9 protein-coding genes are annotated in these 16,421 nt (G+C 55.8%); 6 read left to right on the top strand and 3 right to left on the bottom strand.

Annotated elements, in window-relative coordinates; all coding sequences use genetic code 11:
• The 4 genes from ACTNBB_RS07735 to ACTNBB_RS07720 all read left to right on the top strand — a co-directional run bounded on the left by ACTNBB_RS07735 (position 1) and on the right by ACTNBB_RS07720 (position 7,615).
• Positions 1-3,063, top strand: coding sequence for a type III restriction-modification system endonuclease (locus ACTNBB_RS07735; RefSeq protein ID WP_441057632.1), 3,063 nt, complete (start codon positions 1-3; stop codon positions 3,061-3,063).
• Positions 3,064-3,065: 2 nt separating this feature from the next.
• Positions 3,066-5,360: a hypothetical protein gene (locus ACTNBB_RS07730; protein ID WP_441057629.1), complete on the top strand. Its 2,295-nt coding sequence runs from the start codon at positions 3,066-3,068 to the stop codon at positions 5,358-5,360.
• Positions 5,344-5,646: a hypothetical protein gene (locus tag ACTNBB_RS07725; protein ID WP_277014654.1), complete on the top strand. Its 303-nt coding sequence runs from the start codon at positions 5,344-5,346 to the stop codon at positions 5,644-5,646. Before ACTNBB_RS07730 ends, ACTNBB_RS07725 begins: the two co-directional genes overlap by 17 nt.
• 265 nt (positions 5,647-5,911) lie before the next feature.
• Entirely contained in the window at positions 5,912-7,615 is a 1,704-nt protein-coding gene (locus tag ACTNBB_RS07720; protein WP_441057623.1) for a DUF262 domain-containing protein, read from the top strand.
• A gap of 371 nt (positions 7,616-7,986) precedes the next feature.
• On the opposite strand, the gene ACTNBB_RS07715 is transcribed toward ACTNBB_RS07720, so the two are convergent.
• Positions 7,987-13,302, bottom strand: coding sequence for an AAA domain-containing protein (locus tag ACTNBB_RS07715; protein WP_441071066.1), 5,316 nt, complete (start codon positions 13,300-13,302; stop codon positions 7,987-7,989).
• Positions 13,303-13,521: 219 nt separating this feature from the next.
• Positions 13,522-14,256: an exonuclease domain-containing protein gene (locus ACTNBB_RS07710; protein WP_441057617.1), complete on the bottom strand. Its 735-nt coding sequence runs from the start codon at positions 14,254-14,256 to the stop codon at positions 13,522-13,524.
• Positions 14,257-14,514: 258 nt separating this feature from the next.
• Between ACTNBB_RS07710 and ACTNBB_RS07705 the strand changes: the two genes are divergently transcribed.
• Entirely contained in the window at positions 14,515-14,640 is a 126-nt protein-coding gene (locus ACTNBB_RS07705; RefSeq protein WP_255412934.1) for a hypothetical protein, read from the top strand.
• 140 nt (positions 14,641-14,780) lie between these two features.
• Here ACTNBB_RS07705 and ACTNBB_RS07700 read toward each other — a convergent pair whose 3' ends face one another.
• Complete coding sequence (locus tag ACTNBB_RS07700; RefSeq protein ID WP_441057611.1) at positions 14,781-15,422, bottom strand: SIMPL domain-containing protein; 642 nt, start codon at positions 15,420-15,422, stop codon at positions 14,781-14,783.
• A gap of 285 nt (positions 15,423-15,707) precedes the next feature.
• On the opposite strand from ACTNBB_RS07700, the gene ACTNBB_RS07695 reads away from it, so the two are divergent.
• On the top strand, positions 15,708-16,421 hold a 714-nt coding region (locus ACTNBB_RS07695; RefSeq protein WP_441057608.1), incomplete at its 3' end, for an IS3 family transposase.

The following is a 16,421-nucleotide window of genomic DNA, read 5'->3' as shown; positions in this document are numbered from 1 at the left end:
ATGGCGGCACTCGAGTTCAAGTTCTCATCCGATCAGCAGCACCAGCTGGAGGCCATCGAGGCAACCTGCGACCTGTTCCGTGGACAGCAATTCGCCAGCAGCGTTTTCTCTGCCGATTCCGGCCGCATGGGTCAGACGGCTATTGGCGCGCTCATGGTTGGCCACGGCAACGAGCTCCGCGTGGCGCCGGGCCAGCTTCTCGACAACCTGCACGCCGTGCAGGAGGATGGCTGCCTCCCGGCAACTGACGTCCTCACCGACGGGCGCCTGCGCGACTTCACAGTGGAGATGGAGACGGGAACCGGCAAGACATACGTGTACATCCGCTCCATCTACGAGCTGAACCGCCGCTACGGCATCACCAAGTTCGTCATCGTCGTGCCGAGCGTTGCCATCCGCGAGGGCGTCCTCAAGAGCTTCCAGACCACGCGCAAACACTTCGAGACGCTCTACGACCGCACGCCGCTCGACTACTTCGTGTACGACTCGAAGGACATGGGGCCGGTGGGCAACTTCGCCACGTCGAGCTCCATCCAGGTCATGGTCATCAACATCGACGCCTTCAACAAGGGCCTCGAGAAGGACGGCACCGCGAAGGAGGGCAACCTCTTCCACCGGACCAGCGAGCGGCTCACCGGCGGTTTCAGCCCGCGTGAGCTCGTGAGCGCGTGCAAGCCCGTCGTCATCATCGACGAGCCCCAGAGCGTCGACAACACCAAGCAGGCCAAGGCCGCCATCAAGAGCCTGAACCCGCTGTTCGTACTGCGCTACTCGGCCACGCACAAGCAGGCCTACAACATGATCTACCGCCTCACGCCGGTCGACGCCTTCGAGCGCCACCTGGTGAAGGGTATCTGCGTCGACTCGATCAAGGCCGAGGCCAACCTCAATGGCGCCTACGTGAGGCTCGAGTCCGTCAAGTCCGACCCGTTCTCCGCCAAGGTGTCCATCGACGTGCGCCAGGCCGACGGCACGCAGAAGCGCAAGGCCGTCACCGTGAAGACCGGCGCCGACCTCTACCAGAAGAGCGGCGAGAACAGCGACTACGAGAACGGTTGGGTCGTTAACAACATCGGCGCCGCCGAGGGCGACGAGTTCATAGAGTTCCAGAATGGTGAGGTGCTCGAGTTGGGCGAAGCCCTGGGCGACGTCAACGAGGAGGTCGTCAAGCGCGCGCAGATCCGCCGCACCATCGAGGATCACCTGGCCCGCCAGTTCGAACTGTGGCCGCGCGGCGTGAAGGTGCTTTCGCTCTTCTTCATCGACCGCGTCGACCGCTACCGCGTCTACGAGCCCGAGGTCCACGGCGGCCTGTACGCCCAGATGTTCGAGGAGGAGTACGCAGGTGCCCTGAACTCGAAGGCGCCCAGGCGCGTCGCCAAGGCAGCGGGGATCGGCAAGGGTACGTGGCTCGAGTGCTACGAGGCCGTCGGCGCCCCGCTGGTGCGCGACCCCCACGCCGTGCACCAGGGCTATTTCGCCAAGGACAAGAAGGGCAAGTTCAAGGACTCCAAGGGAGCCGCCGGCACCGCCGACGACGCCGGGGCCTTCGAGCTCATCATGCAGAAGAAGGAGACGCTCATCTCCTTCCCGGACGGCAAGGACGCCGACAAGAACGTCTCGTTCGTCTTCAGCCACTCCGCGCTCAAGGAGGGCTGGGACAACCCCAACGTGTTCCAGATCTGCACGCTCGTCGAGACCAAGGACAACCTCACCAAGCGCCAGAAGATCGGCCGCGGCCTGCGCCTGTGCGTGAACCAGGACGGCGAGCGCCTGTACGACCCCGAGGCGAACGTGCTCACCGTCATCGCCAACGAGAGCTACGACGACTTCGCCAACGGGCTTCAGAAAGAGCTCGAGGCCGAGGACTTCAAGTTCGGCGTCATCACTCCGGAGAGCTTCACGAAGGTCACGGTCAAGACCCCCGAGGGCGTCGAGGAGCGCCTGGGCTACGAGAAGTCCAAGCAGGTCTTCGACCACCTCGTCGCGACCGGCATGGTCGACGGCAAGGGCGCGGTTACGCCCGAGCTGAAGGCGGCCGCCGAGGAGGGCGAGGTGGACCTTCCCGCCGAGCTCGAGCCCGCCAAGGAGCAGGTCGAGGCAATCATCATCCACAAGTCCCAGAGGGTCCAGATCCGCGACAAGGCCAAGGAGGTCTCGGTCGAGCTGCAGAAGGACGTCACGCTCGACCCTGCGTTCCAGGCCCTGTGGGACCGCATCCGCCAGCGCACACGCTTCCGGGTCGAGGTCGACTCCGGCAAGCTCATCGAGCATGCCATCGAGGCGGTCGACGGCATGCTCCCCGTGCGCCCGCCCCAGGTGACCAGCGAGCGCGCCTCGCTGGGCATCGACGACGCGGGCGTGAGCGCCGAGGGCACGGGCACCTCCGTGGTGTCCGTCTCGGGAAAGGTGAAATACGACCTTCCCGATCCGATCGCCGAGCTGCAGGACGCCGTCGGGCTCACCCGCGGCACCATCAAGGCGATCCTCGAGGGCTGCAGCCGCTTCGACGAGTTCGAGATCGACCCCGCGACCTTCCTCGCGCAGGTCGGCGACAAGATCAACCGCGTGAAGAACGACCTCATCGCCCAGGGCATCAAGTACGTGCGCCTTCCCGAGGATGAGTGGTACACCATGCGCGATCTCGAGCTCGACGACTACACGGCCTACCTTGGGCAGAACGCGTGGAAGCCGGACATGACGAGCAAGAGCCTGTACAACTACGTGGTCTACGACTCGGCGGGGGTCGAGCGCTCCTTTGCCGAGGCTCTCGACAAGCAGGAGGAGGTGCTCGTTTTCGCGAAGCTCCCTTCGACGTTCAAGATCGACACGCCGCTCGGCAGCTACAACCCCGACTGGGCGTATGTCGAGGAAGCTGATGGTGAGCGCCGCGTCTACTTCGTGACCGAGACCAAGGGCGGAAAGAACGGCGAGCCCGCCCTGCGCGACGCGGAGAAGATCAAGATCGGATGCGCCAAGAAGCACTTCGAGGCGCTTGATCTTGGAAACGACTTCCACTACAACGTGCGCACAACGTACCAGTACGAGGCGGTGAGAGCTTAGAGATGCTTAATCAGCTCATCAACGTTGACTTGCATATACACTCAAAAGCGAGTGCATATAAAGAGCCGAAAGGTTTGGTTAGCGAATGCGATAGTGAGCACAGTCATGTGCTTTTATCCGCGCTAAGGGAGAACAACATCGCGTTGTTCTCCATAACCGACCATAACCGTTTCAACGATCAGCTGTATGAGGCTTTGTATTCGAAAATCGAATCAGACCACCTCGGGCTGTCCCTTCTTGCTGGTGTTGAATTTGATGTTAAGTTCGAACCAGATCGCGACATCGCGCATGTCATAACGATCTTTGATGCGAAGTCGCCTGATGATCGGCTTCGCATCAAAAGGGTCATAGAAAAGAACTTGATTAAAGATAAGGGCGGCTATTACGACATCCCATCATTCGAGGCGCTTCTTAAGCAGATAAAACTGAATACGATCCTGATTGCTCATCAGCATTCAGGCTTCAATGGCAGCCAGAAAAAGAGATCGCTCGGCAGAGCGACCGATGGCCTGAACGCCTATAAGTTCGGATACATTGACGCACTTGAATACAACAAACCCGTCGTACAGGGGATTCTTCGGAGCGAGCTTTCCGATTTAGAGCTTCCGGCACGGATGGTGATTGGCAGCGACTGCCATCAATGGTCTTGCTATCCAAAGCATGATGAAGCGGCGGAAGCCAAGGAAGCCTTTTGCACTAAAATGCGAGCGCTGCCCACCTTCAAAGGCTTGCTGATGGCGCTTACGTCTCCGCATACGCGCTTGCGGGCGGGTGCCTACGACATGCGCCCCGATTACATTTCTGAGATCAAGCTATGTGGGGCTACCATCCCAATGAGTCCTGGGATTAACGTAATAATAGGTGAAAACGGAATAGGTAAATCGTCTCTGCTGACACTTCTGGCCGAGCAATCTCCGAAGCAAAAATGGGTGAAAACGCTCAAGAGCAGAACTGAGTTTTCCTGCAACAGGCATCCGGATAAGGCAAGCCTTATATTCGTTTCGCAAGGTCAGCTTCAAGGTGATTACAACAAAAACGGCAAGGTGTTCGACGACAGTCTATTTGAAGAGGTCTCTAACAGCTCGTTCGAAGATGCGGTTCGCAATTTTTCTTCTAGTCTGAAATCAAGAATTGCGGCAAACATCAATGCTGCAACGAAATTGTCTGCTGTCGGAGAATCTGCGCTTACATTGCAGCCAAGCCTGGAAGGTACAACTTACTCATTCGTCGTTTCCTGCCCAGAAGACTTCACCAATGTGACAAACAAATGGACTGCACCCAACCAATCGTTGTCCACCATCACAACCAAAATCGACACCGAAATTGGAAGGGGGCCCAACTACTACACCGATGAAGAGATCAAACACCTGCAAGAGGCAAAGCGCCAGCTTGAAATCGTATCCTCGAGAGTCAAGGATTCCTTCGAGGAAGTCAATTCGGAAGCGTTGGTTAAAGGCGTTATATCAAACTCCATCAAGGCCTACGATCAACGAACCGAACAACGTAGCAGCGAAGAAGATAACGAAAAAACCGCTTATAAAAAAGCGAAGCGCTCTTTTGTCGACGACGTTGTTTGGCTTGCCCAACAAAGCAGTGTCGAAAAGAATCCGCCCGTCTTTCCGGTGCTAGACAATGGCGCAGGAGTTTCCCAAAAGCCGAGTCAAGGATTTAAGTTCGTTCGGCGTGCGAAGTATTCCGACTCTTCCGACCTCTTAGGAGATTTCCTCCAGTGCTTCAACAAAGCATATCAGGATTTAGGCAAGCTGCTTTCGATCCAGTCTGTGGAAGATATAACCAGTGCGATACCGAGCTGTGCAAAGCCTTGGGAAACGTCATTCGATACCATGGTCGATAAGTTCATAAAAGCTCAGGAATGCGTAACCGACACAATTATGGACGTCGAAAGCGCAAAGATGGGGAATACTCTTGGCGAGATGTCGTTAACGTACTACAGATACGTCACAAGCGCCCAGGCGTCGCTATCCGTCTTCATGGCCGATCAGCCAGAAGACAACATCTCAAACAATAGAGTGAGTTCCCATTTAACAGATTATTTTAACGGTCTCCGCTTAAGATCCCAGGTCATCATTGTCACGCACAGTCCTCTTCTCGTAGTCAATCAGGACGCTGATAATGTAATCGTTCTAAAGCAAGGGAAAGAAAAACCTCTAGATGTTTCTTTTGGCTGCCTTGAGTCAAACGACAAAGGAGTGATTCTTGAGGAAGTTGCTAACATTATGGACGGCGGCATAGAGGCTATACGCAAGAGAATGAGGGCATATGATGCGATTGATTAAACTTGAGGGCATTGGCAGCGGCATTTCGATGCAGGTCGGAAACAACGCTCCCACCGTGTTTCCGCTGGCGGATGACATAAAGGCAACGGAGTTGTTTAAGGCGCTCGATTTCCATCAAGGCTGCCAATACAAGGTTGAGTGTGGTGCTTCTGGTGAGCTGGCTCCTGGCGCCTTCGATGGTTTTTGTGGACTAATTGAAGATATAGTTCAAGGCATTAATAAGATTAGCGATTCATCCGATGAAACTGTCACCAAGCTTTCGGGTGAAGAGTCTATGCCTGACTAAAAGAACCTGACTCCATCATGCCTGAAGACATGACAGAAAGCTGTTTTTCAAGCGCGCTGATGAAACCGCCTTTGGTTCGAAACACTAAGAATGAAACGTTAAGCTCTCCTCATTCCAAAGATACTTGCGTTGTCGGCATCGGCAGCCGAGTTGGTTGCGTTCAACGTTACCGATGCTAAGGGTCTGGAGTATTAAGAGGCTAAGCGGTGTATTGACGAAATTGACCCGCCAAGAATAACCGCAAAGGATAGATAGGTCTTTAAGGATGGATGCAGGAAAATCTACGATAAGTGGCGTGTTCAACGGATCGCGCCTGCTCGAAATACCATTTTACCAAAGGGCGTACGTCTGGGGGGAAGAGCAATGGGAGCGCTTCCTCGGCGACATGGAGTTCGTCACCGCCTCGAAGCGACCCTATTTTCTTGGCTCCATCATTCTGAAGCAAGCCTCCTCCGGCAATACCTGGTCCGAGGTCTCCGAGATTCGCACCGTCATCGATGGCCAACAGCGACTCACGACCATGGTCATCTTTTTCAAGGCACTCTGTGCGAAAAACGGCACCAACAATTTGTTCGAGCGAGATTTCGTCCTGGAGACTGGCCAAGTCGCCTTGAAGCATGGCAAGTTCGATCATGAGGATTTCGAGAAGGTCGTCAATGCCACAGGCTGCGAGCCCGTCGAGGGCTCCTCGGCCATCATCCGCGCCTACAACTACTTCCTCAAGAACATCGACCCAGAGAAGGTCGACAGGAACACGATCAAGTCGAACGTCCAGTTCGTCTGCATCGACCTTACCGAGGGCGAGGACGAGCAGCAGATATTCGACACCATCAACTCGCTCGGGGTGCGCCTGACGACGGCGGAGCTCCTCAAGAACTACTTCTTCAACCGCGAGAACGAGCAGGCGTTCAAGGAGTGCTGGGAAGACGTCTTCGAGCCCACGGCTGAGAAGAGGGAGTATTGGGAGCAGGAGGTCGTGACCGGGCGCATCAAGCGCACGCTCGTCGACCTCTTCTTCGACGCGTTCCTCCAGATTCTGGTCCAGGACAAGAGGCGTGGCGTCACGACCGAGGACAAGCTCTTCTATTCGCGCACGTCCAACCTCTTCCAGTCCTACAAGGACTTCATCAGCAGGTACTGCAACGGAGACAAGGACGAGATCCTCGACAGCATGAAGGCCTATGCCAAGGTGTTCGAGTCCACGTTTGACCCAAGCTGCTGCGACGCGGACATCCCCTCCGCCCCCGGCATCGAGCGCCTGAACGTGCTCATATTCGGCCTCAAGAACTCGACGCTCATCCCGTACGTGCTCTACGTTCGCAAGAACGCGGAGTCTTCGGGCGAAGAATCCGAGGTCTTCGCCCTGCTTGAGACCTACGTCATCCGCCGAACGCTGGTTCAGGCGACCACGAAGAACTACAACAGGCTGTTCACCTCGCTGATCCTGAACGAAGTGAAGGACGCGGAGGCGCTGAGGAAGGCTCTCGAAGCCAATGACGAGGCGACGACATACATGCCCGGCGACGCCGAGGTTCGAGCGGCATTCGAGGAATCGTGTCTGTACAACCTCCAGTCCAAGGGCGTCCTCTATCTGCTGGAAAGCGCCATTCGCCCAGGCATGAGCAGCACAGCCCTGCTCGGATTCAACCAGTACACCCTCGAGCACATGATGCCCAAGAAGTGGCGAAACAAATGGGGAACCCTCGACGACGAAGCCGCCACGCGAAGGGACCGGAAGCTCCTCACGCTCGGCAACCTCGCCATCATCACGCATTCGCTCAACGCCTCCATCCGCGATGCCGATTGGACCACCAAGAAGCAGGGAAAGGGATACAAGGACGGCTTGGCCCTCTGCGCCGCCGGCCTTGCGACCATGGCCGATGCCTTGGAGAAGAAGACTTGGGACGAGGGCGACATCGCCGAACGCGCAGAATGGCTTGCGGACAAGGCGTTGGAGGTCTGGCGCTAAGCCCTACCTGCGCCCCATCTCGAAGATATCTACACAATCACTTCCTCAGAACCATCGCCCGTCTCGGCATTTTCCTCTACCACCTTGAAAATTGTGACGTTGTCGGGTCCGATGACAATCGTGTCAGCCTCATTGAAGGCGAAGTTTATCGTTTCGAGCTCCTGAAATTAATCCGCAGGCATATCCACGAAGTACACTCCAGGTTTAATTGCTATTGGTTCAGGACGCAGGGCCCTTTGCTAAAACTTTATCCATTGTCTCCCAACTATAGAAGAGCGTCAGGGCCTTTTCGGCAAGCGGGTTATCTCTACGACCTCAATTATTTGTTGTGCAATTAATAGACACCGTTCATGTACTTCGTGAATGCTTCGTTATTTTGTGTACCACGCAGGTCGGGACGATGTCGACCTTGACCCTTGTTTGCTGTATTTGAACCTCACTTTATATTTTGCCTCGATGCCGAGGCGTTTTTCCTTAAACACCGGATCGTCAATGACCCATAGCGCACCGTGTTTGCTTCGCTTATCAATACAGGTGAGGCCCAGAGAGTTCAACTCAGCAAGCAAAGCATCCCCACAACTGTTTCCTTTATGCCATTTAAGTGCTTCTGATTGCAGCGTAAGCGCTTCTGATTGCAGCGCATGTGCAATGCTAGCCCGCTTACCCTTAGGGTACAAAATCCATCCGGAAAGACCAGTGTTCGCGCCGGTGTCCCCAAAGTTGTAAACGCAACTGTAATCAAACGAAGAACAGATGTCCTTTATTGACGCCCGCATTGATAAGTCCCCAAGCACCCAAAAGACGTCCGCCTGCTCGGTTTCATAGAACCGATGCCCTGCCCGTTCGAGTGCGAGCAGAAGCATCTCCTGACGCGAATCCTCAGTTATTGTCTGTCCACGTTGTTCGTCCACCTGCTCGCACTGGCCGCTTGCGTCGTCATTCTCGATCACATCCGAGCAGCCAGCCGCAACAGCAAAGTCATCCGCCTTGGCATGCGCTTCCTTAGCGCCATCATCTTTCGATAGCATATCCGGCTCGCGCGGCGGCTCCTGTTCTTGAAGAGCGGCTGCGATGGCCGAATCTCGAGCAACCGTGGACTCGAGTGTGTTCTCGTCCACTTCGTCATCGAAATTGTCACGAACCGCCTCGAGCACTCGCTCGAGAAGTTCGCTGGTGTCACGGGCAACCGTGGGGAACTGCTGGCCTGGCTTAATGTCGTAAATAGCGAGTTCGGCTACAACTCGATCCATCGTTGCATCCCGATCGCTGTAGAACTCACTACCTCGAATACGGATGAAATCCCATCCCACACGTTCCAGAATCGTCTGTCGCTCCATGTCCGCGATAATTTGCCCCTCGGTTGAATGCCAACGATCGCCGTCGCATTCGATAGCAACGTTGTGATGGTCGCTTTGCACGACAATATCAATGCGGTAGCTTCCGACTTCCTTTTGCTGCTCATATTGATAACCGCGCTTGGAAAGCTCAGTGCACACCTGCAACTCAAAATCGGACTCGGCTTTTTCTTGCGCCTCCTCAATCTGAGTGTCAAACGTATGCGGGTCGAGCATGTACTCAATTAGCTGCCTACGCAGGTCGCCACTCTTTAAATCACGAGCTGGATCAAGCGAATATACAAGCCACATCTGGTCTTTCGCGCGGCTCGCAGCAACGTTGTAACGCTTCTTGTATGCGTCATCCGAGCCCGTCCCCATAAAGCGCAAGGGAGTCTCGGATTCGTTGCTGTCAACCATGCTTAGAATCATGACATCGCGTTCATCGCCCTGGAAACCCGCAGCGTTGCCGCAAATAATCTCATGTTTTTCAAACTCAGCGGGATCCATCTCTTTAAGCAGTTCGTTTCGAATCAAGTCAGCCTGCTCTTCTCCCAGCAAGGACAAAACGCCAAATGTCTTGTTCTCATATTCTGGCTGCTCAAGACAGGCACGGATAATCGCAACTGCGGCTTTGGCCTCTTGCTGGTTAATCTTCGCCTTGCCCGAGCGCATGCCGCTTTTGACGCGAAAGGGAACCAACGCCGGCATCAATCCACCCGCATCGGCGTCTCTCAGCGCTTTGATTTTTCCACCGTACGATAGTCCATTGCTAAAGCCGATGATATCCGGCACGCACCTAAAGTGCTCGGTAAGCATGATGGGCGAAAAGCCCTGCTGGGCAATTTCGTAAAGCGAGTATCTTGCTCGATACAGATGGGCGTTGGGAATTCCCTTTCCCTCGATATATGAAGCAGCCAATCCTTCGGCAGTGGATTCCTTTGCACCGACAGAAAGAGGGCTTACTTGTTTGTCATCACCAACAACAATTACCTTTTTTGCAAGATATGTAATAGCCAGGGCGGTCATGTCAGCCTGACTTGCCTCGTCGATGATTACGATATCAAACAGATTGCTGGCGGGGTCAAAAGAGTCAAGCGCTTGGCCAATCGGCATAATCCATGCCGGCACAGCCCGCTGACATTTCGCCATGAGAGCACGGGCCTTCGAGCGATGCCGCGATGCATTCTTGCCCGTTCCCTTGCCAATTCGCGCGACCGTCTGCTTCCAGCCGTTCAGCGCGACCTTGAGCTCTGTATTGCTCTCAAGGTCCTTGTGAATCTTGAGCCACGCCATCATGCCTGCCAATTTTGCCGTTATGTCACGATAGCGTTTGCCCAGCTCAGAAATTTCCTTCTGGGGATTGGAAGAGTTTGCACGATCGGCATACTCAACGATTGCCTGGCACTGTTTGTATTTCCATGCTCGTTCGATATCCCGCGGAACGCTCGTAGCCCCGTGAACGCCCTCGCGCTCACGAACGGCTTGTGCCCATCCCGGAGCAATTTGCGACAACTGATTCAGTTGCTCATGTCGGCGCTTAACTGCCGCCCTTATTTCGCACAGCCACTGTAGACGATTGTACTGATCGCGGTATGTTTGCACCAAGCCGAGTTCGGGGTCAACCGCTTCGCCGAAATCCCCAGCTGGGCGAAGCTGCACGATGCAGTCGCTCAATGCGACAGCGGTCTCACAGTGCTTGGCCGAAGCGTCTTCGATTCTTTTCAAAACGTCCTCTGCCCATGCCTTAATCGCCCTTATTTTTTTGAGTGCGACACACAACTTAAGGTAATCCGTGAGATCCGTTTCCAGTGCTTGCAAGGTTTTGGCCACGACCTCCTTTTCGGAAATCATGGAAGGGCAGTCAAAGAACGCTTCATGAGAGATACCGTTTGAGTCCAATGCGTCAAACAGCTTGTCAATGCACTCGGCTTTCCACGCAAGGGCCGCCTTAATACCCTCAACATATCGAAATGCCACGTGCTCGGGCTCACTGCTATCCAACTCTGCAAAGCAGCTCACGCCAACGGTTCCCATAAGCGCATCCCATTGAATGGCGCAAGCGTGTCGCTTGTCCATAAGCTCTATGTAATCCAGGATGGCATCGCAGTCCTCGGGCGAAGCCGCCTGTGCCCCGTTGACCGCCACACCATCGGGCAAGTTCTTGACCGAAGAAAGCAACTTTCGCAGGCCCGTTTTAGCTAGGTACTCTTTGTACCCGCTTACAAGCGCGCGCAGTTGTTGATAATCGCCGTTGTCACCAAGCGCAACCTGCCTCGGAAACCACTTGCTTCGATATGACGAAGCCTGCTGTTCAAGCAACTGAACCTCATCGCAGAGACGATACCAGATCGTTTTCTCGCCCTCGCCCCTCAAGGATCTCGCAGCGACCCCTCGCTGCCACTCCTCGCTCAGAGCTCCGTGCATTACGAGGTTCTTCACCGTGCCGAATGCTTCGGACTCATCGTCCAAAACGGGAAGAACAGCCGATCCAATCTCCACCGTTCCCCCATCGTCGCATAGTTCCCAACCGTGGCGACGAATCAGCTCATCCGCCAAAGAACTGGCTTGGTTATATTTCTCAAACTCCTGTGCATAGACGTCTGGCTTAGGGAGCAAAGCCATCCAGTCGACATCCTGTAGACAGATCGCCTCTGCCTCATCTTCTGCAGAGGCAATGCCGTTGCTTTGGTAAAGCTCCTCGACAATCGAAATATCAAGCTGCGCTAACAGCTTCACCTGGCCGGGAATAATGTCGCCCAGCTCTTCCTTATTCTTTGCAACAAATTGTGCGGCATCATGCGGAGTGAGGGTTTCATTCCCCAGATCAAACTGTTTGTTCTCGGCCTCTCGTTCAACAAAGGCGGATTTGCGCGCCTTTGCAAGATCAACCAGTATCTCTTCTCGCTGACAAGATAATTCCTGCACGGATTTATTCAGTTCACTTATCGAATGCTCGCCGAGATGGTTGACGATTGCTTCTACCGAATCACGAGCGTCCTTGCCGTTAGATGCCAGCGAAGACACGCAAAGGCTTCTGAGCTCAGGAGGCATCTTGTCGGCAAGAACCGTCAAAGCCTTTGAGGTATAGCTCGTTACAAGCACCCTTTTGCCTTGTGCCAAAAAGCTGCCCATCAGGTTTGCAATCGTATGGGTTTTACCGGTGCCCGGAGGGCCCTGAACGAGAACGGCGTCATCTTGCTCGATTCGCTTGGCAATCTCTAACTGCGCACGGTTAGCAGGTTTCGCCAATAGAATCTCGTCGTCTTCTCCGTTTGCCTCCGCCAAGCGCCGAGAAACCGTAGACCCGTCCGATAAATCCTCAAGGACCGGAGTGGTTTCATCGTGCGTAAACTCGCCAAGAAGGCCGTTTAAGAACGCAGGGACGCGCTGAGTCTCATCAATCGTTTTTACAATTCTGCCGATAGCGCCCGCGGTTCCATCAGGACGCTGCCTAAAGATTAAATAGAAACCGGGTCGAACGTCTATATCGGCTTCTTGGTCTCGCGCAGCATCAGCGCGGTCAAAATAACGAGACTTGGGCGATAGCTGATTCACGAGCAGTTTGGCTTCACGGGCAATTGCATCACGATCAAGCGGATGCACTTCTTCCTCGTCGAGCCTCTGTTCCGCCTCACTAATCTTGCTCATCGTCAGATTCTGAGACTGAGACAGCAGGTCCTTTTGAATCAACGTGTCGGAATCGACGTCTTCAACGGAAATGATTCCCTTTTCCGCATCGAGCTGAATCCTCATGTTCCGCGTAAAGACTGGGTGATCCACCCTCTTGTCTTCGGAAAGCCGAACGTTCATCGATGCGGCAACAACCTCGAGTTTATCGGGGTCGCTCTTGAGTTTTTCTTTCATTTTAAACAGGCGCTCATACACCCCAGAGGCTTCTGTCGCCTTAGTTTGGTATGTGACCCATTTGTCTCGCTCGCCGCCCCATTCCTCAAGCAGTTGAGCTCTAGCGGGATCGGACATAAATAGATCTTGAGGCGCTTCTTCATTTGCCTCCGCAAGCTCCTCGGGTGGAAACTTGAACCCTATCTGGTTCTTATAGCTTTCCCATCCGCTTGCAATCCACGGCGCGATCTCATCCGGAGGCTGCGGGCACGTTTTGAACTCCGGTTTAGCGACACTCAAAATCGGACCATCGTTATTAGCGGAATCGCGAAATCGCACCTCGATCCATCCGTTATCTGTTGGCAAGCTCTCCAAATCAATGCAGTCCGAAGCGTAATCGCTTACGTTGCGAACGATCTTCATCCTAATCTTGGAGAACTCTTCCAAGTATCCAAAAAGGGCCTCTGCCTTATCTACAACCGATAAGTTATTGAGATCAGAACCCATTTGACACCATCCGCGCAGTCATCTATCTCGGCCAGCACAATATGTTACTAGCTTACGCGGAAAACCTGGCGATATTGGCATTAAATCGACAAGCGTGCGTTTGCATGCCTAGTTATCAGTAGGGCCCTCTAACTCAACGGAATGCATCGCACGCATATGAATCGCTACAATCTCATATCAATATAAAATGGGCTTCGGTTACGAGGACCGACAACGCCCCTACCTCCCCTCCGCCTTCAGCTTCAGCAGCAGGTCACCCAGCTCGGGGCACTTGCTGGAAAGGCGCGTCTCGGCTCGCTCGCCCATCCCCCACCGTTGGCGGACTTCCTGGGCGCGCGGGCTCACGTGGTAGTCCCCGTCCATCACCTGCTTGAGCAGCTTGGCGGTCACGCGTGCATCGGCCAGGGCGCTGTGGGCGTGACCCGTCGACTCGTCGAACTCGATGCCAAACCACATTGCCGCGTCACCCAACGAGACGCGCCCGTGGCTGCCCACGTCCATAATCGAGGTGTAAAACGCCTGCAGGTCGGCCCAGTCCGTAGGAAATGCGGAAAGGTCGATGTGCTTTGCCTGGCACTCGGTCAAAAGCTGTCGACGGTCCGTCCCGCTCCAGCAAACCACCTGGGCGGAGTAGCGACCGATCCAATCACCGAGCCTTTTGATCACTATGTAGAGCGGATCGGCCATCGCGGTGTCCACGGCCGATATCCCTGTGAGCTCGCGGACGGGATACGCAACGCCTTCGGTAAATTCTGTCTGCACAAACTGCGAGAACTCGCCCATAACGTTGCCGTGGTAATCGAGCTTAACGGCGCCGACCTCGATAATCTCATTGCGCAACCCACGGCGCTGGCGCTGCTTTGGCACCGGCGCAAACTCAAAGTCCAGCACGATCTGGCGCGCAAAGTTCGTCGTATCGATAGCCGAGATACCCGGCGTCTTTTCAGCTGACACGGTTATGGCCTTTCCCCGTTGCCTGCCGCTTGCTACATAGGCGGCTACATTGCCGTAAGGATAGGCGCCCGTGCGGACATGAAAGCGCCCAGCGCGGCCACCCGGCACCCTTGCGTAAAGCCGCGCTTTGAGATGGCCACGTCGCTGTTATTATCGAACATATATTCGTATTTATGGCTGCAGTTTGATAGACTGGTTATTGTTGACGGCAGTTCCATGTGCCGGGCAGCGCCCTCCATGCGACGGGAGGTGATGCCCATGACCGATCTGATTGATTTCGTGAAGCTCCTGACCGCTTTGGTCTCGCTCCTTACCGCGCTTATCGGACTTTCCGAGGCACTTAAGCAGCGTACGAAGCAAAAGAAGAGGGGTCGACGCCGTTAAGGCATTGACCCCTTGAACTAAGTAACGGCGCTGCCCAGCTATCACCCTTGGGCTGCCGTCGACTTCATTCTACCCACGGTTGCCAGGTTTAACAAATGAATTTTCAGTCATGAAGGCTCGACGCTCGCTCGACTCGTCCACTATTCCAACCACCACTCCACGTCCACGGAGCACTCGACCTCGATGGGTTCCGGATCCAGCACCGTTTCCCCAAGGCCTCCGGATGCCCCATCGGGAGCGCCCATGGCAGCGCAGTACACCCCACCATAATCCCCCGGCCGGCTGTTATACGAGATGTGCTTGATGCCGCCCAGCTTAGTCCCCGCCGCCGCAGCAAGCGCCTGCGCATTACCGCGAGCGCGCTCGACAGCGCGGGCAATCAGGACGTCCTCCGCCGCGCGCTCATCCGCAAGTTCAAATCGAATGTTCATGTCGGCATGCGATCCGCAGGTGTTGAGCGCCGTCCACACAGCCGCACAGTCAATCGAATCGACAGGCACGGCAACCGTGCCGTACGCATAGTAGTCGTAGCCCACGATGATTGCCCTTTTGCGCGTCGTCTGCGCATAGCAGGTGTACCGGCGACACGTTAACTCGTCATCCAGGCCAAAGGGCGCCAACGCAGCGGCGACCTTGGCGCGATCGGAGTTATAATCGTCCAGGCACGCCTCCTTGGTATCAAAGCGGCCGCCAAAGCCAATGCTAAAGATCACGCGATCGGGCATGACCTTATCCTCGATCCGGGCACCAACGCTCACATAACCGGTCTTATCCGTTGCCATGGCATCCGTCCTTTCCACGAATGACTACGTTGCAGTAAACATAGCCGCCCGTGCGGACATAAATTGCGCTTCGATGCCATTGCGGATTCTGGGATGCGGCTTCCACTTGAGGCCCCTGCCGGAAAACGTATCCCGTTCTGGAGCCGAATTCTGGGACGCAGTTTCCGCTTGGAGGCCCACTAGGAAAGCGCATCCCACTCTGGGGCCAAATTCCGGGACACGGTTTCCGTTTGAAGGGGACTGCGGACAAAAAGTTGGACCGTTGAGGTCCGGAACGGAGTCCGCATGGCATACAGTAGGAGAATGGTGGAGAGGGCCAGGGCGCTTCGCGGCGCCGGGCTCACCGTCATGGAGATAACCGAGATACTCGGCGGGCCCGGCAAGACGTCCGTCTGGCGCTGGATCAGGGACGTGCGCAAGCCCGCGGGAAGGGCCGGTGGAGGAATGGACCTGCCGCGACTCGTCGGGGACGGCCCCGACTACCCCGACATCGACCCGGAGGACAAGGACGCCCTGATCGAGCGGCTCAGGCTCGAGAACGCGGTGCTGAGGGCGGTGCAGGACGTTTTAAAAGCCGAGAGCCTCGACGGGATGTCGAACAGGGAGAAGACCCTGGTGATAGACCGCCTGAGGCCGTGCGGGAAGTGGTCCTTGAGAGAACTCACGAGTTCCTTGGGGATATCAAAGAGCTCCTATGAGTACCAGCGCCGCGCGATCGCGAGGCCCGACCGGCGCGCGCCCCTGCGCGCGCTCGTGCGCAGGATCTTCACCGAGGACGGCGAGGGGGCGCGGGGGTACCGCTTCGTGACGGCGCGCCTGCGCGAGCTCGACGAGCCCGTGCGCGCCTCGGAGAAGGTCGTCCTCCGCATCATGCGCGAGGAGGGCCTGGTCCCCAGGTGGATGAGGAGGAAGAGGAGGCCCTACAGCTCCTATGCGGGCGAGCCGACGCCGGCCCCGCCGAACCTCGTGCGCCGCGACTTCCGCTCGGCCCTGCCGAAC

It is taken from the genome of Collinsella sp. HCP28S3_B9 (assembly GCF_052066095.1).
In the GTDB taxonomy this organism is placed as follows: Bacteria; Actinomycetota; Coriobacteriia; order Coriobacteriales; family Coriobacteriaceae; genus Collinsella.
The sequence above is the reverse complement of the archived record's forward strand: the minus strand, read 5'-3'. Positions and strand labels throughout refer to the sequence as shown.

What these genes read in the sequence shown, in the direction of transcription:
- ACTNBB_RS07735 (WP_441057632.1), top strand. Translation starts at nt 1, where the DNA reads ATGGCGGCACTCGAGTTCAAGTTCTCATCCGATCAGCAGCACCAGCTG.
- ACTNBB_RS07720 (WP_441057623.1), top strand. Translation starts at nt 5,912, where the DNA reads ATGGATGCAGGAAAATCTACGATAAGTGGCGTGTTCAACGGATCGCGC.
- ACTNBB_RS07730 (WP_441057629.1), top strand. Translation starts at nt 3,066, where the DNA reads ATGCTTAATCAGCTCATCAACGTTGACTTGCATATACACTCAAAAGCG.
- ACTNBB_RS07705 (WP_255412934.1), top strand. Translation starts at nt 14,515, where the DNA reads ATGACCGATCTGATTGATTTCGTGAAGCTCCTGACCGCTTTGGTCTCG.
- ACTNBB_RS07715 (WP_441071066.1), bottom strand. Translation starts at nt 13,302, where the DNA reads ATGGGTTCTGATCTCAATAACTTATCGGTTGTAGATAAGGCAGAGGCC.
- ACTNBB_RS07700 (WP_441057611.1), bottom strand. Translation starts at nt 15,422, where the DNA reads ATGGCAACGGATAAGACCGGTTATGTGAGCGTTGGTGCCCGGATCGAG.
- ACTNBB_RS07725 (WP_277014654.1), top strand. Translation starts at nt 5,344, where the DNA reads ATGATGCGATTGATTAAACTTGAGGGCATTGGCAGCGGCATTTCGATG.